The following is a 23,024-nucleotide window of genomic DNA, read 5'->3' on the forward strand; positions in this document are numbered from 1 at the left end:
GATAATTTTTCTAGTAGATTTATCCTTAATATACTTAGTTTTATTGGCCATTACCGAAAAAAATTGACCAACTAAAAAGGAGCATTTGCATGCTCCTTTGATAAACTATTTTGCGTAATCAACCGCTCTTTTTTCGCGTATCACGATTACTTTAATTTGTCCTGGGTAATCCAGTTCATTTTCAATGCGTTTTGAAATGTCATGTGCTAATTCAATTGCTTTTAAATCATCTACTTCATCTGGTTTAACCATTACACGGATTTCTCGTCCGGCTTGAATTGCGTAGGCATTATGAACGCCGTCATAATCTTTGGCAATAGCTTCAAGGCTACGTAATCGTTGGATGTAGTTTTCTAATGATTCACTGCGTGCACCTGGCCGAGCTGACGAAAGGGCATCGGCAATGGCAACTAAGCTAGCGATAACACTTGTTGCTTCAACGTCACCATGATGGCTAGCAATGGCGTTAATAACAGTTTCAGGTTCTTGGTATTTGATAGCAAATTCCGTACCAATTTGTACGTGAGACCCTTCTACTTCATGATCAACGGCTTTACCGATATCATGCATTAGACCGGCGCGTTTAGCTAACTGTACGTCTTCTCCAAGTTCTGCTGCCATCACACCAGCTAATTTAGCAACTTCAATGCTGTGATTCAAAACATTTTGGCCGTAACTTGTTCGGTAGTATAAGCGACCCAAAGTTTTCACTAAGTCAGGGTGAAGAGAATGAATACCTAAATCAAAAATCGTTTCTTCACCGATTTCTCTTATTTTACTATCCATTTGTTTACGAGCTTTTTCAACTGCCTCTTCAATTTTGGCTGGATGGATTCGTCCATCTCCAATCAATTTATCTAAAGCGATTTTTGCAATTTCACGACGTATTGGATCAAATCCACTTAATACTACAGCTTCAGGTGTATCATCCACAATCAAGTCAATTCCGGTTAAGGATTCTAATGTCTTGATGTTTCGTCCTTCTTTACCAATGATACGTCCTTTCATATCATCATTTGGTAAGTGAACAACTGTAACTGTAGATTCTGTAACTGTATCCGCTCCAGAGCGTTCAATAGCTTGAAGTACAATTTGTTTTGCAACTCGATCTGCCGTGTCATTAGCTTCTTGCTCTGCCTTCTTGATTAATAAGGCTTTCTCATGGGCTAATGTATCTTCCATCTCTTTTAGTAATAAATTTTTGGCATCTTCACGAGACATAGCTGCCACACTAACTAAAACTTCATTTCGTTTTTCAATTAATGCGTCTGCTGCTTTTTCAGTCTCCGCAACCTTTTTCTTACGGTCACGTAAAGACTGTTCTTCATTACTTAATTTATTTTCTTTGTCAGAAATAGATGCATCACGTCTATCCAATTTTTCTTCTTTTTGGTTTAAACGGTCTTCTTGTTTCTTAACTTCACTACGGCGATCTCTAACTTCACTATCTACTTCATTTCTATACCGCTGCAATTCTTCTTTTGCGTTTAAGATAATTTCTTTCCGCTCAGATTCTGCGCTACGTTTAGCATTTTCAATGATTCCTTGTGCGGTTATGTGTGCTTCATCTTTTTCACGTTCTTGTTCTTGTAATAAAGACTTCTTACCTACATAAACGCCACCCAATAGACCAACAATTAAAGCAATGATAGCGAAGGCAATTTCAGTAAATCCCATAGTTTCACCTCCGTATCTATTTAATTGTGTTCTTTTTTCGTAAATATTAAGATATTATAAAACATGCATTACATGCACATAAGTTCATTTTATATTTAAGTGGAATGAATGTCAATCAAGTCGGCAATCAAAAGCATGATAGCCTTTTCAAAAAAGATGGCAAAAAATGCCTTTCCCATAGTGGTTCAATGGGAAAGGCATGGTGGTTATCTATTTAAAAATAAATTTTATTCTGTTGCTTCTTCCAACAATTCCCCTTGCGCTTCATCATTTGCTTCTAAGGCCGCTAGTTCTTCTTCGCTTAATTTACCATTTTGGCCAAAACCAAAGTGTTGACGAACCTGTCCATCGATCGTTTCACGAATTTCTGGGTTTTCGCGTAAGAATTGTTTTGCATTCTCACGACCTTGACCGATACGGTCTTCACCATATGAATACCAAGAACCGGACTTGTTAATAATGTCTAATTCAGCTGCCAGGTCAACTAGTTCACCCTCTTGAGAAATTCCTTCCCCATACATGATGTCAACTTCTGCCACTTTGAATGGTGGTGCTACCTTATTTTTAACAATCTTAATTTTAGTACGGTTACCGATTGCGCTACCGCTCTCTTTAATTTGTTCACCACGACGTACTTCTAAACGTACAGTAGAGTAGAATTTTAAGGCTCTACCACCTGGTGTTGTTTCAGGACTACCAAACATTACCCCAACTTTTTCACGAATTTGGTTGATAAAGATAGCGATTGTTTTCGTTTTGTTGATGGTACCTGATAATTTACGTAATGCTTGAGACATTAACCGGGCTTGAAGACCGATATGAGAGTCACCCATTTCACCTTCAATTTCGGCACGTGGTACTAAGGCTGCAACTGAATCGACAACAATGATATCAATGGCACCTGAAGATACTAAAGCGTCAGCGATCTCCAAACCTTGTTCACCAGTGTCTGGTTGAGAAAGGAGTAACTCATCAACGTTTACACCTAATTTAGCTGCATATTCAGGATCTAGCGCATTCTCAGCATCGATAAAGGCTGCAATACCACCGCGTTTTTGTACTTCTGCAATTGCATGTAATGAAACAGTCGTTTTACCGGATGATTCTGGTCCGTATACTTCAATAATACGACCACGTGGGTAGCCACCAACTCCTAAAGAAATATCCAATGTTAATGAACCTGTTGGAACAGTAGAGATTCTAGCGTCTCCGCGTTCACCCATTTTCATGATTGAGCCTTTACCAAAGTTACGCTCAATTTTTTTCATTGCATCGTCTAGTGCTTTTTGACGGTTGCTATCGTTTTTATCCATAGTCATGCGTAAATCCTCCTAAATGTTCTCTTGCGTTTCTTTTATTTTATAATTCTTTTGACGAATAAGCAAGAGAAAAGCGAACGAATGTTCTATTATTTTTTAATGATATCAAAGTAAGCTGAATAGACTGAACGATATTGAATATTTTGACGGCTGCCCCTTAATGCCGGTGTTAAAACCTTAGTTTCTTGGCCAGCTTGGGCGATACCAATATAGACAGTCCCCACTTCTTTCCCTTCCATGGCGTCTGGTCCAGCGACACCTGTAAAGGATATCCCAAAGTCAGATTGATATAGATCTCGGACATTTTCTGCCATTTCAGTGGCTGTTTCTGCACTCACCATACCGTAAGTTTGCAGTGTGTCCTCTTTCACATTCAAGACATTGGCTTTGGCTGTTTCTGTATAAGTAACGGCTGACCCTTGTAAGACTTTTGAAGCCCCTGGGACATCGACAACTTTCTTAGCTGCTAGTCCCCCAGTGAAACTTTCAGCAAAGGCAATCGTTTGGTCGCGCTCAGTCAATTTCTCTACCAACACTTCATTGATACCTAAGTTTTCTCCTTCGCCTACATAATAGTCAGCTAACCGATCATTGATAGCTGTAGCCAGGTTTTCTAATAAAGGCTTGGTTTCTGCTTCATTTTTGCCCGCTGCAGTCAGTCTGACGGTTACCATGAAATTACCAAAGTAAATGGCAACAGTTGGATTTTCTTGACTCATAATCAAGTCATCAATAGTGTCAGCTAATTGCGATTCACCGATCCCAAAATAGTGCAGATATTTAGATGTTAGTACGATGTCATTTTGGTATTGGTCTAGCAAATAATCAACTACATAATGGTTGAACATATGCTTCATTTCAGATGGTGGTCCTGGCAGTAGAATATAGGTATGGTTATCATGTTCAATCGCTGTACCAAGCGCTTGCCCTACATCATTGGGGAAAGTATGTCCTGCTTCAAAAGTCAGTCCCATAGCCAGATTGTTTTCAGTCATAACTCTGCTTTTAAAGGCTGCTTTGATGGTTTTCATCCCCTCTTCATCGTGAATGAGTGGTTGATTTAAGTATGCTGAAATAGTTTGTTTAGTTAAATCATCCCGGGTAGGGCCTAAACCACCTGTATAAATGATGATATCCGACCTTTGTTCAGCCTGAGCAGTCACTTTCTTTAACCGTTCAGGGTTATCGCCAATGACCGTTTGTATGTAATGGTCAAAGCCTAATTCATTCAATTTTCGTGCAATAAATTGTGCATTTGTATTCGCGATTTGTCCCATTAACAATTCAGTTCCAACAGCTATAATTTCTACTTTCATTCTTTTCCCACCTATTAGTATATACGTTTTATTTATGCGTTTGCGCATAGTGATACCTGTATATTATAGAACAAAAAAGAGCCCGGTAAAAACCGAAGCCCTTAAAAATTGTGCTTATAGTCCGTCTGAAAATACGGAAATATTTTTAACGAAGTAGTCTACACCTGAATAGATGGTGAAGATTAATGCTAGATATAGTAGAATTTGTCCGATTGAAAACGGCAAGAATCCTAAGGGGAAATCCCCGATTAACAAGAAGGTAATGGATAGCATCTGGGTGAACGTTTTCAATTTCCCAGCACTCCCAGCTGCCATGACTGTCCCTTTTTCCACTAGTAATAGACGGAGTCCGGTGACAGCTAATTCGCGCATGATAATGATTGAGACTAACCATGCTGGGGCTAAATCGATACCAACTAAGGCGATAAAGGCAGTTGCAACGAGCATCTTGTCGGCTAATGGATCGGCAAATTTACCGAAATTAGTGACAAGGTTGTCGCGACGTGCGATGTAACCGTCTAGCCAGTCGGTGAGTGATGCGACTGCGAAAATGATAGCTGCCACCACGTATTGCCAGTACCACTGACTGCCGAGTACTTGTGTACCATCTCCACTGGCTGGAATAGATACGAAAATCATGAAGATTGGAATCATGATAATCCGAATGATGGTTAATTTATTTGGTAAATTCAAATAATCCCTCCTAGTTGACTGTCTGCCATGTTAAATATAGTATAACATTTTTTGACTTGGCAAATGTATGTATCGGCCTATTACATAACCTATTCGGTTGGTTCATCGCCGTTTTCTTGGAAGATGTTGACCGTACGAGGTTTAGACCCTTCTTGTGGCCCGACAATTCCGCGTTGTTCCATATCATCTACTAGACGGGCGGCCCGGTTGTAACCGACTCTAAATTGACGTTGTAACATAGAAATTGAGACGGTTTCACGAGTTTTAACAAATTCTAGGACAGTATCCCACATTTCATCTAAATCTTCGCCTGGGGCTGATTCTTTGGTCTCAGTTGGCATCATAGATTCAACATAATTTGGTTCTTGTTGGTCTTTTACAAAAGAAACCACACGTTCCACTTCGTCATCTGTGATAAAGGCCCCTTGAACACGAATTGATTTCGACTCACCCATAGGTAGGTAGAGCATATCTCCTCGACCCAATAATTTCTCAGCGCCATTTTGGTCGATGATGGTTCTTGAGTCAGTTCCTGAAGATACCGCAAAGGCAATTCTTGATGGTACGTTAGCCTTGATGATCCCTGTAATAACGTCAACAGATGGTCTTTGTGTCGCCAGAATCATATGTATACCAGCTGCACGCGCCATTTGCGCTAGCCGGGTAATTGCGGCCTCTACTTCTTTAGAAGCGACCATCATCAAGTCGGCTAACTCATCTACAATCACAACGATGTAAGGTAGAGTTGGATGCGCAGTACCTTCATTAAGGTTTTCTTCATGAACGAAGTCATTGTAACCGTCAATATTCCGTTGGCCCGAAGCAGCAAACAATTCATAACGACGTTCCATCTCTTGAACGACTTTTTGTAAGGCTTGAGCCGCTTTTCTTGGATTGGTTACAACTGGTGTTAACAAGTGTGGAATACCGTTATAAATCGATAGTTCCACTTTTTTAGGGTCGATCATCATCAATTTTACTTCATTAGGCTTGGCCTTCATCAAAATGGATACGATAATCCCGTTGATAGCGACTGATTTACCAGATCCGGTAGACCCAGCAACCAGTAAATGAGGCATCTTGGTCAGGTCTGCTGAACGAATATTGCCTGAAATATCTTTTCCTAATGGGACTTCCAAGACTTTACCCGATTGCAGTTGATGCTCGAAAGAATCACGGAAGGAAACTAAGGATACATCTTGATTGGGCACTTCAATCCCAATAAATGATTTACCTGGTATTGGCGCCTCAATCCGGATATCTTTAGCAGCTAGTGATAAGGCGATATCGTCGGCTAAACCAACAATCTTACTTACTTTTACCCCAATCGCTGGCTGAATTTCATATTTTGTTACAGCTGGTCCCAAGTTAGCCTTAGTGACTTTAGCATCCACATTAAAGCTCTTGAAAGTCGCTTCGAGTTTACGGACATTTTCTTTAATAACAGCGTATTCGCCACTTTGGTCTGTCGCTTTAATTGGCGTCAACAAGTGGGCTGGTGGTAATTTATACTCTGGATTATCTGGCTCTGCAGCCATATCCATGACAATGTCTTTACCGTCATCTGGTTCAGTATCAACATCTTGGTCGTCAGTCTCTGGACTAGCTTGCGCATTTGCTTGTTCAGCCTTGCGGAATTCATCAGCCTGCGTGCCAATTTCAAGAGAAGTTTGTTGGATTTCGGCTGTTTGGTTGCTATTACTTGCACTAGCGCTTGGCCCGACAATGACTAAATCTTCGTCGTCTATATCCTCTTGTTTTGGTTTAATGCGGTTGTTGTTTTCCGAACTCTCTTGGTTTTCATTAGACAGCTTGCCTTTTTTAGCAGCTTTACTTCGGCTAGCTTTTTGTTTAGATTGGTCTGCCTTATATTTTTCCCGGTCCTCACGGTAACTTGAGAATTGTTGTTTCGTTGTGTCCCAGAATTCACCTAACCAATTAAAGACCACACTGGTAATGGACTGAATCCCTTCGACTAGATCTAACCAGGTAATACTGAACAAGTAGCACAATAGGATCATTAAAGCGATGCCCACGAAAATATAGGTCCCCAATTGACTTACTGTGTAGAAGGTAAAGGTGTATAATAAACCACCTAAAAGCCCACCACCCAAGGGTTGACCGGCACCTTCAGCGGTAAAATTGGCGATAGCCCGTTGCCATGTCACCTCTAATACAGATGTATCACTGGATAAGGCAATGGCTAAATAATCCCAAGCATGCATTAATATAGCTAGGATAGGTACTGCCCAAATCACCGTGTTCATGATTCTACCTAAAACTAATGGGCCATGCCCCGTCACAAGAATCCAGCCTGTGAAGATAATTTCAATAATAAATACAGGAATGGCTAGTCCCCCAACAAAAAATTCCATCAGATGCATGAATAATCGACCCAATGCACCAAGCTCTAACACACCAATAATGGCGAAAAATAATGAAATCCCTGAAAATAATTGCATGCGGAATAGTTCTTGTTGTTTTTTAGTCCGTCTTTTCTTTTTTCTTGCCACGCTAACCCTCCTCTTTTAAATGATTTTTACCGCTCGAACGGTGATTGATATTGTCTAAAATACTGGTTAATTCTTTGACACGTGTTTCACTTAAAGCTTGTTGGTTCTCATAAAGGACTAGACTATGGTAGACTTGTTCATCATTTGCACAAGGTTCACACCAATCCGTTTCACCCGGTTGCCAGAAAGCGCGCATACCTTCTACTCGACTACGCGTCTTCGGGAACAAGCCCTGCAATTTTAATAATTCACTTTCAAAAATAAGTGCTGCATCTTCTAAGCTGTCAGCCGTTTGAACAGAGACGACATGCTCATGCCAGTCATCTTCAAACCACCATGGCTCGTCAAATCCATCTATTTGATATACTTGGAAACTCATCTTCTTCACTCTCCAATCAACACCCTATTATACCAAACTTATGGTCGATTTTCATCTTGGTGACGTTTTGACATCACGTAAACAGAGGACTTCATTTTAATAAAAAATCTATCCAAAATCAGTACTTAGGCTGATGTTAATCGTCATCATATCTAGTATAATTAAATAATCATAATGAAAGAAGGGATATTCATGAAAACAAGTCGAATTGTTGTAACCGGACGTGTGCAAGGTGTAGGCTTTCGTTATTTTACCGAAAGAATCGCCAAGAGGATGAAAGTTGCAGGAACCGTTGAGAATAAGAACGATGGATCAGTAGAAATTCTTGCCCAAGCAGATGATGCCACCTTGCGTGCTTTTGTTGAAGAAGTCAAAGAAATGCCGGAAAACCCATCTGCCCATGTCGACAATATCCAAGTGGTTGAAACCTTCAATAGTGAGGAAATGGTGAAATTTCGCACGGTTTATTGAAATAGCCCCCTAAATTAGCTACAATAGTAACGTTAGTCAAGACACTAAAACAAGAATAAAATATCTATATAAATTAAAGGACGTGAAGTATTGTCAAGCCGTTTAAAAAATAAACGCCTATCGCTAATGTTGTTAGTGATGTCACTCGTGGTATTTTTGGGTGGATGCGCCAATCCAAATAATCCAGATGGTCTTATGTATCGCTTAACAGTAGAACCGATTGGTCAACTTATCGCATGGATTGCTGATCAGTTTGCTGGTAACTACGGCATTGCTATTATCATTATTACCATTGCCATTCGTATTATTCTATTGCCACTTACCCTGAACCAGCTGAAAAGCTCAACGCGTCAACAAATTAAGATGGCTGCTTTCCAACCATACTTAAAAGAAATTCAAGAACGTCAAAAAAATGCCACAACGCAAGAAGAAAAAATGGCATTAGCGACTGAACAACAAGAATTCATGCGCGAAAATAATGTTTCTATGTTTGGTGGTATGGGTTGTTTACCATTATTACTACAATTACCCATCATCTCCGGTTTATATACTGCTATTCGCGTGAGTGAACCAATTGCTAGCTCCGAATTCTTCGGTATCTCGCTTGGAGAATCTCATATGGTATTAGCCATTATCACCATTGTAATGTACTTGATTCAATCATTCATTACCTTGCAAGGTGTGCCAGAAGAGCAAAAAGCGCAAATGCGTTCTACCCTATTCATGACACCAATTATGATGGGATTCATCGTATTTACAACACCCGCCGGATTAACACTTTACTTCTTAGCAGGTGCCATTTGGTCCATTCTTCAATCATTATTTACAACTTTCTACTTCAAGCCAAGAATCCAGGCAGAAGTAGATAAAGAGATGGCTGAGAATCCAATCAAAGTGAAGAAACCTTCTAGCGGCCGTAAAGATGTGACTGATTCTGTCAAGAAAGAATCTACAAACAAACGCTTAACAAATAATGACAGCAAAACAAACCGTAATGCTGGCAAACAACGTAAATAACAACTGATTGCACAGTAAAAGCCCTCTGACTTGTCGTTCAATACGCTAGCCAGAGGGCTTTTCTTACGCTATTAAAAATATATAAAAGGGTTTGTGGAAACTCTGCCACAAACCCTTTTTAGCTCTTTTATTCTCCGTAGAAGTGTTTAGAAGCGATTGCTGCACCTTCTACAAGGGCTTCTAATTTAGCCCAAGCGATTTGCTCGTGTAAACGTCCACCTAAACCACAATCAGTTGAAGCAACGACGTTTTCTGGCCCAACGATTTCACCGAAACGGATTAAGCGTTCTGCGATTAATTCTGGATGTTCAATTGCATTTGTTGAATGTGATACTAAGCCAGGAATGATGTATTGGCCTTCTTTTAAGCGGCCTGCTTTTTCCCATACTTTCCATTCATGGGCATGACGTGGACTTGATGCTTCAAAAGTAAATCCTGCTGCATTAACTTCTAAACATTGGTCAACGATGTACTCTAATGGAATATCGGTTGTATGTGGTCCATGCCATGAACCCCAGCAAATATGTAAGCGAACTAAAGCTGGATCGATACCTTTTAAGGCACGGTTAATGGCGTCAATACGTAATTGTAACCATCTTTGGAAGTCTTCAATTGATGGCTCTGGGTTAATTTGGTCCCAAGCTTCAGCCAAGTCTGGCGCATCAATTTGAACGATGAATCCAGCATCTGTGATCGCTTTATATTCTTCATGTAATGCGTCTGCCAAATCATTTAATAAGGCTTCTTCATCCCCATTGTAGTAGTTATCTTGTAGCCGAGCTGCTGAACCTGGAGATACAGCTGCGATAAAACCTTTATCTAAGTTGTTTTTAGCTAGTGAAGCTTTTAAGAAATCTACGTCACGTTGCACTTGGTCTTGACCAACGTAAGTCACTTTATCAGCGAAAACTGGGTTTCCAACAGCTTTACGTTTACCTAAAACACCAGAATCTGGATCTTCATAGGCTGCTGAGAAAATTGCACGGTCACGACGGTCAGGGAATGATGTTAATTTAATATTTCCTGGTGTTGAACGAATCTTTTCAGGGTTTGCCCAACGGTCTTGGTCAGTCATTTCTAAACCACCTAAACGGTAGAATGAGTAGTTCCACCAGGCACCAAAGTCTACTGGACCAGATGTAATATGACCATATTCACCGTCATTTACAATGTCGATACCAATTTCTTTTTGTTTTGCAACAACTTGATCCACTGAATCTTGGATGATTTTATTATATTCTTCGTCTGAAATTTCATTTTTTGCACGTCGATCATTTGCCTCTAATAATGCTTTTGGACGTGGTAATGAACCTACATGTGTGGTTAAAATTTTCTTGTTTGTCATAGCTAAAACCTCCATCTTGTTTAGCTAAATTGTAACACATCTACAAAACTATTATGTCTTGATTAAAGTATAGAAAAACTATCAAGCTTGATTAGTATATCTTGAATACGGTGGTTGATCATTTGGTCGAAATAACTATTTTTTGCAAGAATTCTATATAAGCAAAAACAGGCTGGGAAAAGCCCCAACCTGTTCTTATCTCGTCTGAATATTATAAATCTAGGTTACTAATCTAAGGTTATCAAATGATTATTTGATGTATTTAGATTCTAAGCCTTCAGCTTCTAAGTACTCTCTGAATGGTACTAAGTTAGCAGCTTCGTAACGTTCTTTGTAAGCTTTGATTTCGTCTTCGCTGTATAGTTTTGAATCTAATTTCAATGTTTCTACAGGGATTGGACGGTCTTGAGTAATCTTACAGTCGATAACTACAGTATTACCTTCTTTGTAAGCTGCAACAGCTTCAGCCATTACACGGTCCATATCTTCGATACGGCTTACAGTAAATCCTTTAGCACCTTGTGCTTCAGCGATTTTAGCGTAGTCAACATCTGTAAAGTCTACACCGAATAAGTTTTTGTTAGTGTCTTCATATTTATTTTTGATGAAGGCATATTCAGTGTTAGAGAATACAACGTTGATTACAGGCATGTTGTAACGTACGTTAGTTACTACATCTGGGTAAGTCATAGAGAAGGCACCATCACCGATGATGTTCCAAACTTGACGATCTGGGTAAGTGTTTTTAGCACCTAAACCACCAGGGATAGCGATACCCATTGTCGCGAATAATGGAGAAGTTCTCCACATGTTTTTAGGTGTCATATGTAAATGACGGATAGAAGTTTGAGTTGAGTTACCAACATCAATAGAGTAGATTGCATCTTCGTCAGCGTGGTTGTTGATTGCATTGTACACTTGGTAGAATTGCAAGTCGCCTTCTTCTTTAGTTTCTAACATGTTGATGTATTCACGCCAGTTAGCGATGTTTTTCAAGTTAGCTGTCCACCATGCTGATTCTTCAACAGCATCTACTTTATTTAAGATTTCGTCGATTGCTAAACCAGCATCACCTAAGATAGCAACATCAGCGTGGTGACGTTTACCTAACATAGCTGGGTCGATATCGATTTGGATGAAGTTATCCACGTTGCGGAAAGTACCTTCAACCTCTGAGAATGGGAAGTTTGAACCAGCAAATAATACTGTGTCAGCTTCTAAGATTGTTTCGTTAGCTGGTTTCCAACCTACACGGTAAGTAGAACCTGTTAACGCTTCGAAGTCCCACTCGAAAGTTTCAAAGTTTTTACCAGTAGTGATAACTGGCGCTTTGATTTTACGAGCTAATTCTTGAACTGCAGGACCGTGGCCCATAGTACCAATACCAGCGTAGATTACTGGACGTTTAGAGTTGTTTAATAATTCAACTGCTGCGTCGATATCTTGTGCTGCTGGAGCGATTGGTGCATATTTGCGTAAGCTGTTTGCAGATGAGTACCATTGGTCGTTGTCGATTTCAACTTTAGCGAAATCACCAGGTACTTCTAGAACTGCTACACCACGTTTAGCGATAGCCATACGAGCTGCTTCGTCAACTAATTTTGGTAATTGCTCAGCATAAGCTACACGACGGTTGTAAACTGCAATGTGGTCGTACATTGGGTTTTGGTTTAATTCTTGGAAAGCGTCCATGTTTAATTCGCGTTGAGGACGAGAACCTAAGATCGCAACTACTGGAATGTTGTCCATTGCTGCATCGTATAAACCGTTGATCAAGTGAGATGCACCTGGACCACCAGAACCAACAGTAACACCTAAGTTACCGCCGAATTTGCTTTGCATTACAGCAGCCATAGCACCTACTTCTTCGTGTTTCACTTGTAGGAATTTGACGTTGTTTTCTTCTTCACCCATAGCATCCATTAATGAACTTAAAGTACCTGAAGGAATACCATAAATAGTATCTGCTCCCCAAGACTCTAAAATTTTCATAACTGCTAAACCGATGTTAATTTTGTTATCTGACATTTAGATTACCCTCCATTTGATTTAAAAATATCACAATTGAAATAATAGCACTTAAAACAGTTCAATCCAATGAATTGCCACAAATATCCTTTGTGATGGCCATAATTAGCCAAAAATACCCCATTTCCAGTACAATGTTGTATTTTTTCAAGAAGAGTGGTACAAGAGGCGAAATTGTACTAGTACAGTAAAAAGGCTAGAAACCCTTATAAATCAAGAACTTTTAAAAAGTAACTACTTATAACACTACTACACAAGTTTACTGTTGCAAAATTAAAGAAATTTCCTACTTATTCTCACCATTAAAGTCCATAAACTTTATACATTAGAAAGTTAGTGAAGAATATCTTAAATATAATCGAACGGTATAAACAACTACTGATGGCTATTGTAAGAAGTTATACAACATCATTTGGAATTTCTTTTAACAATTTGGCAGGTACCCCACCAACTAATGAATTATCAGCTACATCCTTAGTCACAACCGCACCAGCCGCCACAACAACATTGTTACCAATCGTCACACCAGGTAAAATAGTTACATTTCCACCAAGCCATACATCATTCCCAATTGTTACTGAGCTTGCCAGAGCTAGATGGTCTCGTCGTCCTTGAGGTGTTATGGGATGATTTACCGTAGAAATCAATGTATTTGGCCCTATCATCACATCATTCCCGATTTTCACTTTAGCAATATCCAAAATTGTTACATTATAATTTGCTAGAAAATTATCTCCGACCTCAATATTTTCTCCACTATCACAATTAAAGACCGGTGCTACAAAGGGATTTTTGCCAACTTTTCCAAATAAATTTCTTATTGCCGCTTCCAATGCTACATTATCTGAAGTATCTACACTGTTTAATTTTTTACAACCGGAGATTGCTTGAAGTTTTTGACTATTTACTTCTTTATCTCGCATAGAGTATGGTAATCCTGCTTGCAGTTTTTCCATTTCAGTCATATTTTGAATGTTTTCTGTCATCATAAACTCCTCTCTTATTCAGGTTATCTTTCTTCTATATATTAAAATAAGAACCTTACGCTTACTAGCATAAGGCCCTGTTATAGTTTATTTAATTAAATTATTATCATCATCATTTGCTGCTTCTTCCAACAACTGATCAATTCTTTCACGGTCAGCTGCTGAAATTTCATCTAAGGTATTCAAGATTGGGAAACGAACATGGAAAATCGACCCATTGCCCAGCTCACTCTCTACAAAGATAGAACCCTTGTACCCTTTGATTAATTCTTTAGCGATAGATAAACCTAGACCATTTCCCCCACGTTCGCGCGACCGCGCTTTATCCACCCGATAGAAGCGGTTGAAGATACGGTTTTGGTCTTCTTGAGACATCCCCTCACCAAAGTCTTGGATGGCAATTTCAATATAATCAACGGCATTGGTCGCAACAGAAATATGGATTTCTTGGCGGTCAGTTGAATATTTAACAGCATTATCCAATAAAATAATTAGGATTTGTTCAAGATGGTTACGGTAAATCTGAATCTCATAATTACGACGCAAGTCATTTTCCAAGAAGAATTGGAAGTCTGGGTAAAGGACCTTGAAGTTTTGGAAAACTTGATTGATCACTTCATTGATTAACGTCGTCTTGTCAAAATATTGCGTATCCACTTGCCCCGCTCGAGATAAATCTAACATCTCTTGCACGAGGACCTTCATCCGTTCTAACTCATTTACAGAGGCTGATAGGGACTCTTCAAGAATTTCTGGATCATCCTTACCCCATCGGTTTAACATGTTTAAATGCCCTTCGATGATGGCTACGGGTGTTCGTAACTCATGAGAAACATCTTCCACAAAGTGAATTTGTTGGTCAATATACTCACTCGTTTGATCTAGCATCTGGTTGATACTTTCAGAAATTTCAGTAATTTCACCTCGGTATTCTGATACGTTCAAACGACGGTCAGCAATATTATCCGCAGTGATGTTCTTTAAGAACCGTTTCATCTTTTGAATCGGTTGAATAAAGAAATAAGCTACACCAAGTCCAGCGATAACGGCGATAATTAAATTAACGCCCGCTATGATGATTAATTCAGTTCGTTTTTCAGATAGCTGATCGGCGACTGATTGGTAATCGAACGTCGCAAAATAATACCCAATTTGTTCAGAACCATCATATAGTAATTGATAAGTCAGGAAGTCACCAGTTTCGTTGGATCTAGTTCGACCTGTCGTTCTACTAGTTGAGTAACTATCTACAGTTGTCCCTGAATTATAAACCAGGTTACCATTTGCATTATAAACTTGGATTTTCACGTTATGTTCATTCAAGTAATCTTCTAATGAAATATTCTCAATGGCAATCCGTGATTGGAATCCTTCACGCACTTCAGAAGCTGGGCGCGATGCTAAGGAATTTAGATAGGTTTGTAAATACGTGTCAATTTGTGTAACCTCAGCCACATAGTCTTCTTCTAGCGCTTGTTGTTCTTGAATATTTGAAATGATGGGGCTCACACTCAAGGCCAACCAAAACATGCTAGATAAAACTAAGCCCCACTTCCAAATTAATGAAAATGGGTGCTGCAGTTTTGTTTTAAAATCATTTAAAACGCTATTAAACATTATTCTGGGGTCCTCATTACATAGCCCGTACCACGGACAGTTTGAATGTAACCTGGTTGACCATCCACGTCGATTTTATTTCGTAAGTAACGAATATAAACATCTACAACGTTGGTTTCAACTTCAGTTGTATAGCCCCATACTTTATTTAATAATTCTGTACGAGGTAATACAACATTAACGTTCTCCATTAACATCACCAATAACTCGTACTCACGTTTTGTTAAATCGATAATCTCTTCGCCACGGCGAACGATACGATTTTCTTTTTCAACAGAAAGGTCACGGAAAGTTACTTTCGTTTGTTTTCTGTGTTGTTGTTCTTCTTCGATATCAATGCGACGAAGTAATGCACGAATACGTGCCAATAATTCTTCAATCGCAAACGGCTTAACGATATAGTCATCGGCACCGTGGTCAAAACCTGATACACGGTCAATAACTGAATCTCTAGCCGTCATGATGATAATCGGCACATCTGAAGTTGGTCGTAAACGACGACACACTTCAATCCCGTTAATTTCTGGCAACATTAAATCTAACAAGATTAAGTCCCAGTTGCCTTCTTGGGCTTTTTCAAGCCCAATACGACCATCCTTAGCAAGTTCTGTTTCGTAACCCTCATGTTTAAGTTCTAATTCAACAAAGCGCGCTAAGTTTTTTTCATCTTCAACGATTAAGATGCGTTTTGCTTTTTCTTCACTCATAATTTCACCCTATTTCCTGCACAAATTCATGGGCAAACCCAAAATTAAGCATCGATTTGTTCTTCTTTATCCCATAATAAGTGGTAAGAACCTTCAGCATCAACACGTTCATAAGTATGCGCACCAAAGTAGTCACGTTGAGCTTGAATGATGTTCGCTGGTAAAGTTTCTGAACGGTAGCTATCGTAGTATGACAAGGCAGATGTGAAACCAGGTACTGGAATACCAGATTTAATTGCTTCTGCTGCTACTTCACGAGTTGCTTGTTGATATTCTTTAGCAATATCCATAAAGTATTCATCCAATAAGATGTTTTCTAAGTCAGCATTGTTTTCGTAAGCGTCCATGATTTTTTCTAGGAAGCCTGCACGGATGATACATCCAGCACGGAAAATAGCTGCGATTTCTTTATAGTTCAAGTTCCAATCATATTCTTCTGACGCTGTACGGTATTGGTAGAAACCTTGCGCATAAGACATGATTTTAGAGAAATATAAAGCTTTACGGATTTTTTCAACGAAGTCGTTTTTGTCGCCTTCGAATGCTGTATCTTCTGGTCCAGCTAACACTTTAGAAGCGCGAACACGTTGGTCTTTCAATGCTGAAATGTAACGTGCATAAACTGATTCAGTAATTGTTTGTAATGGTACACCAACATCTAATGCTGATTGAGAAGTCCATTTACCAGTACCTTTGTTACCTGCACGGTCCAAGATCACGTCAACCATTGGTTTACCTGTTTCTGGATCATGTTTTGTCAAGATATCAGCAGTAATTTCGATTAGGAAACTGTCTAATTCACCAGTGTTCCAATCTGCAAAATGATCAGCGATTTCTGTTACAGGTAAGTCTAAATGACGACGTAATAAATCGTATGTTTCAGCGATTAATTGCATGTCACCGTATTCGATACCGTTGTGAACCATTTTAACGTAGTGACCAGCACCGTTAGGGCCGATGTAAGTTACACATGGTTCGCCATCGCTAGGCGCTTTAGCTGCGATTTGTTTTAAGATTGGTTCAACAATATCGTAAGCTTCTTTAGGACCACCTGGCATCAAGCTAGGGCCTTTAAGTGCACCTTCTTCACCACCAGAAACACCCATACCAATGAAGTGGATACCAGAACCGTCAATTTCGTTAGAACGACGAATTGTATCTTGGAAGAATGTGTTTCCGCCATCAATAATGACATCGTCTTTATCTAATAATGGCATTAATTGACTGATTGTTGCATCTGTTGCTTTACCTGCTTGTACCATTAATAAGATACGGCGAGGTTTTTCTAATGAATTCACAAACTCTTCCATAGTCTCAGTGAAAACTAAGTTTTTATCTGAATTTTCATCTACAACAGCTTTTGCTTTGCTGGTAGTACGGTTAAATACAGCCACCGTGTATCCACGGCTTTCGATATTCAACGCTAAGTTCTTGCCCATTACGGCCATTCCGACAACACCAATATGTGCTTCAGTCATTTATTTTCCTCCTTAAGGTAACAACTTGATGATAAAACCTTTTCATATAGTATCAAATAATCTCATAATTTAAAAGTATCTCATCATAATCATAGTAAATTTAACGCTTATTTTTAGCGCTTATTCATAATTCACTTCTTATTATACCACTATCTTGAAAAATTTCATTTAGAAGATACCGAAAGAAAGCAATATCCTTTTGTGTTATAATGGTCGAGAATTAAAAATGAGGAGTATTGATATGCGCAAAAATCCAAAAAAACATACACCAGAAAAACGTGGCTTCGATAAAATGTACAATAAAAAAGACAAGAAAACCGGTAAAATCTTTACTTGGATCATGTTAGTCTTGATGCTATCATCAGTAGTCTTGTCCTTAGGATTTGCCTTGTATAGCTATTTTGGTATGTAATATAATTTGAATTTAATAGTAAAGGAGGTGTGACAAAAGCGTCACACCTCCTTTTTTACTATCTATTTTTTCTTACGCTAGTGAGTCAACTACTTGAATAGCACTTTCGTAATCTGGTTCGTTTGTTACTTCATTAACAATTTCTTTGTAAACAACATTACCTTCAGTATCGATAACGAACATCGCACGTGCTAATTTACCTAGTTCTGGTAAGAAGATACCGTAGTCTTTACCGAATGCTGCTGCATCGTTTAACATACGCATATCTGAATCATTTTCAGCTTTCCAGTTAGATAAAGATTCGTCAGTATTCATAGATACTGTTGCAACTTCTACGCCCTCACCAGCTTGTTTAGCATAGTCGCTGATACGGTTTGATTGGATAGAACATACAGATGTATCAATATCTGGTACAACGGATAATAAAAGTACCTTACCAGCAAAGTCCGCTTTACTTACTTTGCCACCATCTACTTCATTCACATCAAAATCAGGTGCCGCTTGGTTTACTTCCACCGGAGTACCTTCTAATTCTACAGCTTCGCCTTTAAATGTAACAGTTGCCATAATGTTAATTCCTCCTTTGATTGATTAACTTAAGTCTATCAACAGTATAACAATAACTTTGAGGAGAACTCAATTCAAAAGGGTTAGCTCTTACATTATAATAAGTCGCTGAAGGCGTCGGAATCTTCCTCGCTGCGCGATCCAGGCATAATTTTCTCGCTCATTGCACCTTCAACAGCCCGTTGTACCAAACCTTCAATATCTAATCTTGCCTCGTAGTAGGCAAGATCATCCAATTTGGGCTTAGTTTTTGGTGATGGTGGCGCAAAGACGGTACAGCAGTCTTCAAATGGTTGAATAGATAAATCAAACGTATCAATTTTTTGCGAAATATCGATAATTTCCAATTTATCCATAGCAACAACTGGACGAATAATCGGCGTTGAAGTCACTTCATTAATGGCAAACATTGATTCTAATGTTTGTGACGCCACTTGGCCAATCGATTCCCCGTTTATAATCGCTAAGTCATTGTATTGTTTTCGCAATTCATCTGAAATACGCATCATCATCCGGCGGGTAATGGTCATCAAGTAAGCTGGGTTTACATGCTCTTTAATGGCTTCCTGAGTTTCCGTAAATGGTACTTCCACAAAGTTAATCCAGCCACCAAATTTCGTCAGTTTTTCCGTCAAGTCCTTGGCTTTATTTAAGGCTTGTGGACTGGTGTATGGTGGTGAGGCAAAATGGACAGCCGTGATCCGTATCCCACGTTTCATGGCTAAATATCCGGCTACCGGTGAATCGATCCCACCTGATAACATCAATACTGCATTCGCAGATGTCCCTACTGGTAATCCGCCAGCCCCGTTAATCCATTCTGACGACACTAAGAAATCTTGTTCGCGCACTTTGACACGTATAGTTAAATCTGGTTTCTTCATTTGAACTTTTAATTCAGGGAATTCTTCCGCCAAAAAGCCACCCAAGGCTTGGTTAACATCGTTTGTATCCATTGAATAGTTGTGGTCTGAACGCGATGTTGCCACTTTGAAAGTTTGCACGCCATTCTTCGCGATTTCTGCCTTGACTAGTTTTACGGCCGCTTCTTTTAGTAAGTCGAAATCGCGTTCTAATTCGATTGCTGGTGAGAAACTTTGGATACCAAATACTTTTTCCAAACTACCAAGGACCTCATCTTGAGGGGCCCCGTTTAATTCCATGAACATAAAGTCATATTGTTGGTTGATTTTAATTTCTGGGTATTCACTCAAGGCTTCACGGATATTGCGCGCTAAAGTCGCCACAAATTTACGCTTGTTCTTCCCCTTCGTTGATAATTCACCGTAGCGAATCATAATTATTTCTTTCATATTACCTCCCGGATTATTGAATACGTTCAAATTTCTTCATTAGTTTCGTATATATCTCGATAAATTGGTCTACTTCAGCCATGGTGTTTTCCTTACCAAAACTTAAACGAATAGCTTGTTTAGCCCAAACTGGATCCACCTTCATCGCCCCAAGTGTAGACGAGCTATTGTTGACCGCACGACTTGAGCAGGCACTAGTGGTAGACACAATAATATCCTCATCTTCCAATGCATGGACCATCACTTCACCGCGAACGCCTTTTAAAGCGAAACATAGGACATGTGGCGCTGCATCTTCAGGACTAAAGACTTGGACAAGGTCTGTATGTTCAGCGAAAAAAGCGCGTAATCTTTCTTGCATAGCTACTTCTTTGGCTTTCATATCCTTGGCTTCAGCTAGGGCCATTCGAAGGGCTTTGGCAGTCGCTGCAATCCCTGCTAAGTTTTCAGTTGTTGACCGTTGGCCCATTTCTTGGCCACCACCATCAAGCAACTGACTAATTACACGATTTTGTTTCTTATATAAAATACCGATACCACGTGGGCCATTAAACTTGTGGGCTGAAAAGCTCATCAAGTCAACACGGTCATGGATTAATGGTTTTTCAAAAGTCCCGATACTTTGCACGCCATCAACATGGTAATGGATAGTCGGATAACTTTCTAACAAATCACCAATTTCAGCAATCGGTTGAATAGCACCAATCTCATTATTGACTGCCATGACAGATACCAAAATCGTCGTTTCCTTGATTGCCGCAGCCACATCTTCAACATGGACTTTCCCTGATTTATCAGCCGGCAGATAGGTAATCTCAAAGCCTTTTTGCCTCAAGGTCTCCATGGTATTGCGGACAGATGGGTGTTCTACACTTGAAACGATAATGTGGTTACCGTGGTATTTCACCTTTTCCATCGCGGTTCCTTTGATGGCCCAGTTATTCGACTCCGTACCACCTGAGGTGAAGAAGATTTCCGGTGATTGCGCACCTAGCAAGTCGGCAACTTGTTTACGCGCTGAATTTAACAGTTTCGCTGATTCAGTCCCCAACTTATGCAAACTAGACGGGTTACCGTAATATGTTTGCATAACTTGTGTCATTGTTTGTAGTGCTTCCGGCGCAATTTTCGTCGTTGCACTGTTATCAAAATAGATCATTTCTGACATGGTTGTTCCTTCCTTTTCCCTTTTCAACTCTTAACATATTATAGCCATGAATCACAAATTGCAAGTAGCTGGTCCCAATGTAACCATCCTTAATTTGACAGCCTCTATCTGAAAAATAAATACCCGCTCATTATCCTGGATTCATCCCTTTTCCAAGTTAGATCTTATAGTTGACAAATGGCTACTGCTGAGCAAAAAAGCAAAAGACCGAGCACATGTCTCGGTCCTTTCTAAAATTAGCTTACTTGATTTTCTTGGTCATACTGCTGAATGATTTCTTGTCTTGCCCCTGGTTGAATTTGGTCAACCGCTCGGGCAATATTTTCAAAGGCGTCTTCATATAAGAATTCTTTATCGAATAAATAATATGTCCGTTCTATTACCGCGTTCAACTCTGGATGTTGCGGACGGTAACGGTTCGCGTATTGAATCGCTGACTCGGTTAATTGGGCAGCCCGGACCTGTTTTTCAGTTTCCTCATCCAAGTATTCAATCGCCTTGGCAATTTGATCGGTTAGATTTTCAATTTCCACCATGTCTAATTTCACGCGGTTTAATGATTCTGACAATTGATCAATGCGATCGCTTGTATCGAAGAAATAATCTAAGTACTCATTAGGCAAGCCTGGTAGATGATGAATTTCTACTGAACGCTTGATGTTACGTAAATCAAGTTCGAACATGTATAAGTCATCGCGCGCATCGCGCTCTCTTTGGCGTAAGTTAGCCAAAGCCACAACAATCGCCGATTGACCTTTGTCAATTTCAGCTAACTGATCATAAATTTCGCGGTAACGTGTTTCCATATCTGAATAAGCAATTTGGTGTTCTGCTAATTGATCATCTGTTGTTTTCAACACGTCTTTTTGGCGTTCAATTTGATCGGCGTATTCTTGCATTTTACCCATTTCATTGTCATACAATAGGTAATTTTGCGCTACACGGTCAATTTCTAATGCTCCATAGCGGTTGCTTTGTGTTACTTGTTCCAACCGGCGTTGAACAGTACCTTGGTTTTTCCCAATATACTCTCTTGAAGCAATTTCTTTCTCCATCAAAGTATACGTATGGTCAATTTGTACCCCAGCAGCTTCCATTAGTTCAGAAGCTTGGGTCAAGTCTGCATCTGACACAGCCTTTTTAGCTTCGGCCACTTTCTTTTCAGAGGCAGAAATTTCTTTTGGAATATCAACATCAATTGGGAATTGGAATTTTTCCTCTTCCATATGTGCAAAACCTTGTTGCATATCGGCCACTTGTTCAACATATTCTTCGTTTAACTTGGTATACAAATTCGGAATTTTTTCCATCATTTGCTCTAATTCGTTCAAGTCAGCATCGATTTGTACCAGTGCTTCTTGAGCGCCTAAGAAATCACCATCATTCATTTGTTGGTGATATTTAGTGAAATCAAGTTCGATATAAGCTAAATGGTGCTCTAAGGTTTCAAGGGCATCGCCAAATTTATAGCCGTGTGCCAGCAGTTGTTTACGTAAGGCTGCATAGCGGTCATAAGTTTCTTCGTGCTTGTCTTCAGACGCTTTTTCACTGGCTAATATTTCAGTTAATCGGTCGTTGATGCCATTCACTTCATCCTTCGTTTCTTCCAGGATAGTTTCTACTTCGTCTGCAACACTTCTTGCTTTAACGATGTTGTATTTATCCGTGTAATCTTGGGCAGAAACTAATGCTGCCTCGATTTCTGGTAAACGAAAACGAGTGATGGTTTGCCACTTTGCTTGTTCACTCTCGTATACTCTACGCGTTGCTCCCGAAACATTCTTGTTGCGCAGAGTATATAGTTTGTCCGCCACCGGAGTAGACATAATCTCTTGTTTTTGTTCATCTAATTCAATATTGGCTTGAGTTTGTTTACGTCCTAGATAATAAATTAGGCCGTAACCAAGTAATACCAATATAATTAAGATTAGCAATGCTATTAAAAACGGCACACGCACGCCTCCTTCTATCCGTTGATATTTTATAAAAATTTTTAAAGGTTATTTAACCCCTATATT

At 39.5% G+C, this 23,024-nt stretch carries 19 protein-coding genes; 3 read left to right on the plus strand and 16 right to left on the minus strand.

The window, feature by feature from the left end:
- Positions 1–105 precede the first annotated feature (105 nt).
- From rny to ACFW0C_RS04355, 6 genes are all read right to left on the minus strand, one after another.
- Positions 106–1,677 (minus strand): ribonuclease Y, encoded by a 1,572-nt coding sequence (rny, locus tag ACFW0C_RS04330; RefSeq protein WP_378105700.1) that lies wholly within the window; start codon positions 1,675–1,677, stop codon positions 106–108.
- Positions 1,678–1,904: 227 nt separating this feature from the next.
- On the minus strand, positions 1,905–2,996 hold the full coding sequence (recA, locus tag ACFW0C_RS04335; RefSeq protein WP_378105703.1) for a recombinase RecA: 1,092 nt from the start codon (positions 2,994–2,996) through the stop codon (positions 1,905–1,907).
- Between the two features lie 89 nt (positions 2,997–3,085).
- Positions 3,086–4,312, minus strand: coding sequence for a competence/damage-inducible protein A (locus tag ACFW0C_RS04340; protein ID WP_378105704.1), 1,227 nt, complete (start codon positions 4,310–4,312; stop codon positions 3,086–3,088).
- Between the two features lie 114 nt (positions 4,313–4,426).
- Positions 4,427–5,005 carry a CDP-diacylglycerol--glycerol-3-phosphate 3-phosphatidyltransferase gene (gene pgsA / locus ACFW0C_RS04345; protein WP_378105706.1) on the minus strand — a complete coding sequence of 193 codons (579 nt, stop codon included), beginning with the start codon at positions 5,003–5,005 and terminating at the stop codon, positions 4,427–4,429.
- Positions 5,006–5,094: 89 nt separating this feature from the next.
- Complete coding sequence (locus ACFW0C_RS04350) at positions 5,095–7,518, minus strand: DNA translocase FtsK (RefSeq protein ID WP_378105707.1); 2,424 nt, start codon at positions 7,516–7,518, stop codon at positions 5,095–5,097.
- A gap of 1 nt (position 7,519) precedes the next feature.
- The gene (locus ACFW0C_RS04355) at positions 7,520–7,897 is read right to left on the minus strand and encodes a DUF1033 family protein (RefSeq protein WP_378105709.1); all 378 of its coding nucleotides are present in this window, start codon (positions 7,895–7,897) and stop codon (positions 7,520–7,522) included.
- A gap of 192 nt (positions 7,898–8,089) precedes the next feature.
- Between ACFW0C_RS04355 and ACFW0C_RS04360 the strand changes: the two genes are divergently transcribed.
- Positions 8,090–8,368: an acylphosphatase gene (locus tag ACFW0C_RS04360; RefSeq protein ID WP_378105711.1), complete on the plus strand. Its 279-nt coding sequence runs from the start codon at positions 8,090–8,092 to the stop codon at positions 8,366–8,368.
- Between the two features lie 90 nt (positions 8,369–8,458).
- Positions 8,459–9,385, plus strand: a complete 927-nt coding sequence (gene yidC / locus ACFW0C_RS04365; RefSeq protein WP_378105712.1) for a membrane protein insertase YidC — start codon at positions 8,459–8,461, stop codon at positions 9,383–9,385.
- A 127-nt stretch (positions 9,386–9,512) separates the two neighbouring features.
- Here the strand turns inward: yidC and ACFW0C_RS04370 are convergent, their stop codons facing one another.
- The 6 genes from ACFW0C_RS04370 to gndA form a co-directional block, all read right to left on the minus strand.
- On the minus strand, positions 9,513–10,730 hold the full coding sequence (locus ACFW0C_RS04370) for a cobalamin-independent methionine synthase II family protein (protein WP_378105714.1): 1,218 nt from the start codon (positions 10,728–10,730) through the stop codon (positions 9,513–9,515).
- A 249-nt stretch (positions 10,731–10,979) separates the two neighbouring features.
- Positions 10,980–12,758 carry a pyruvate oxidase gene (gene spxB / locus ACFW0C_RS04375; RefSeq protein WP_069285272.1) on the minus strand — a complete coding sequence of 593 codons (1,779 nt, stop codon included), beginning with the start codon at positions 12,756–12,758 and terminating at the stop codon, positions 10,980–10,982.
- Between the two features lie 398 nt (positions 12,759–13,156).
- Positions 13,157–13,723, minus strand: a complete 567-nt coding sequence (locus ACFW0C_RS04380; RefSeq protein ID WP_378105886.1) for a sugar O-acetyltransferase — start codon at positions 13,721–13,723, stop codon at positions 13,157–13,159.
- Between the two features lie 108 nt (positions 13,724–13,831).
- Positions 13,832–15,361: a sensor histidine kinase gene (locus ACFW0C_RS04385; RefSeq protein ID WP_378105716.1), complete on the minus strand. Its 1,530-nt coding sequence runs from the start codon at positions 15,359–15,361 to the stop codon at positions 13,832–13,834.
- Positions 15,361–16,068, minus strand: coding sequence for a response regulator transcription factor (locus ACFW0C_RS04390; RefSeq protein WP_003143523.1), 708 nt, complete (start codon positions 16,066–16,068; stop codon positions 15,361–15,363). The genes ACFW0C_RS04385 and ACFW0C_RS04390 overlap by 1 nt, the downstream gene beginning before the upstream one ends.
- A 44-nt stretch (positions 16,069–16,112) precedes the next feature.
- Entirely contained in the window at positions 16,113–17,546 is a 1,434-nt protein-coding gene (gene gndA / locus ACFW0C_RS04395) for an NADP-dependent phosphogluconate dehydrogenase (protein WP_378105720.1), read from the minus strand.
- A gap of 241 nt (positions 17,547–17,787) precedes the next feature.
- On the opposite strand from gndA, the gene ACFW0C_RS04400 reads away from it, so the two are divergent.
- Positions 17,788–17,958 (plus strand): MerR family transcriptional regulator, encoded by a 171-nt coding sequence (locus ACFW0C_RS04400; RefSeq protein WP_378105721.1) that lies wholly within the window; start codon positions 17,788–17,790, stop codon positions 17,956–17,958.
- Positions 17,959–18,030: 72 nt separating this feature from the next.
- Here ACFW0C_RS04400 and ACFW0C_RS04405 read toward each other — a convergent pair whose 3' ends face one another.
- From ACFW0C_RS04405 to ACFW0C_RS04420, 4 genes are all read right to left on the minus strand, one after another.
- The gene (locus tag ACFW0C_RS04405) at positions 18,031–18,525 is read right to left on the minus strand and encodes a peroxiredoxin (RefSeq protein ID WP_378105723.1); all 495 of its coding nucleotides are present in this window, start codon (positions 18,523–18,525) and stop codon (positions 18,031–18,033) included.
- A gap of 95 nt (positions 18,526–18,620) precedes the next feature.
- Positions 18,621–19,838 (minus strand): tRNA uracil 4-sulfurtransferase ThiI, encoded by a 1,218-nt coding sequence (gene thiI, locus ACFW0C_RS04410; RefSeq protein ID WP_378105724.1) that lies wholly within the window; start codon positions 19,836–19,838, stop codon positions 18,621–18,623.
- Between the two features lie 13 nt (positions 19,839–19,851).
- Positions 19,852–20,997, minus strand: coding sequence for a cysteine desulfurase family protein (locus tag ACFW0C_RS04415; protein ID WP_378105887.1), 1,146 nt, complete (start codon positions 20,995–20,997; stop codon positions 19,852–19,854).
- Positions 20,998–21,242: 245 nt separating this feature from the next.
- On the minus strand, positions 21,243–22,958 hold the full coding sequence (locus tag ACFW0C_RS04420) for a septation ring formation regulator EzrA (RefSeq protein WP_378105726.1): 1,716 nt from the start codon (positions 22,956–22,958) through the stop codon (positions 21,243–21,245).
- Between the last annotated feature and the right edge of the window lie 66 nt (positions 22,959–23,024).

Origin of the sequence: Aerococcus sp. NPDC058936 (assembly GCF_042741995.1) — a bacterium.
GTDB lineage: Bacteria > Bacillota > Bacilli > Lactobacillales > Aerococcaceae > Aerococcus.

What these genes read in the sequence shown, in the direction of transcription:
- ACFW0C_RS04415 (WP_378105887.1), bottom strand. Translation starts at nt 20,997, where the DNA reads ATGATCTATTTTGATAACAGTGCAACGACGAAAATTGCGCCGGAAGCA.
- spxB (WP_069285272.1), bottom strand. Translation starts at nt 12,758, where the DNA reads ATGTCAGATAACAAAATTAACATCGGTTTAGCAGTTATGAAAATTTTA.
- rny (WP_378105700.1), bottom strand. Translation starts at nt 1,677, where the DNA reads ATGGGATTTACTGAAATTGCCTTCGCTATCATTGCTTTAATTGTTGGT.
- ACFW0C_RS04355 (WP_378105709.1), bottom strand. Translation starts at nt 7,897, where the DNA reads ATGAGTTTCCAAGTATATCAAATAGATGGATTTGACGAGCCATGGTGG.
- ACFW0C_RS04385 (WP_378105716.1), bottom strand. Translation starts at nt 15,361, where the DNA reads ATGTTTAATAGCGTTTTAAATGATTTTAAAACAAAACTGCAGCACCCA.
- recA (WP_378105703.1), bottom strand. Translation starts at nt 2,996, where the DNA reads ATGACTATGGATAAAAACGATAGCAACCGTCAAAAAGCACTAGACGAT.
- gndA (WP_378105720.1), bottom strand. Translation starts at nt 17,546, where the DNA reads ATGACTGAAGCACATATTGGTGTTGTCGGAATGGCCGTAATGGGCAAG.
- ACFW0C_RS04400 (WP_378105721.1), top strand. Translation starts at nt 17,788, where the DNA reads ATGCGCAAAAATCCAAAAAAACATACACCAGAAAAACGTGGCTTCGAT.
- ACFW0C_RS04370 (WP_378105714.1), bottom strand. Translation starts at nt 10,730, where the DNA reads ATGACAAACAAGAAAATTTTAACCACACATGTAGGTTCATTACCACGT.
- ACFW0C_RS04360 (WP_378105711.1), top strand. Translation starts at nt 8,090, where the DNA reads ATGAAAACAAGTCGAATTGTTGTAACCGGACGTGTGCAAGGTGTAGGC.
- ACFW0C_RS04380 (WP_378105886.1), bottom strand. Translation starts at nt 13,723, where the DNA reads ATGACTGAAATGGAAAAACTGCAAGCAGGATTACCATACTCTATGCGA.
- ACFW0C_RS04340 (WP_378105704.1), bottom strand. Translation starts at nt 4,312, where the DNA reads ATGAAAGTAGAAATTATAGCTGTTGGAACTGAATTGTTAATGGGACAA.
- ACFW0C_RS04390 (WP_003143523.1), bottom strand. Translation starts at nt 16,068, where the DNA reads ATGAGTGAAGAAAAAGCAAAACGCATCTTAATCGTTGAAGATGAAAAA.
- ACFW0C_RS04405 (WP_378105723.1), bottom strand. Translation starts at nt 18,525, where the DNA reads ATGGCAACTGTTACATTTAAAGGCGAAGCTGTAGAATTAGAAGGTACT.
- thiI (WP_378105724.1), bottom strand. Translation starts at nt 19,838, where the DNA reads ATGAAAGAAATAATTATGATTCGCTACGGTGAATTATCAACGAAGGGG.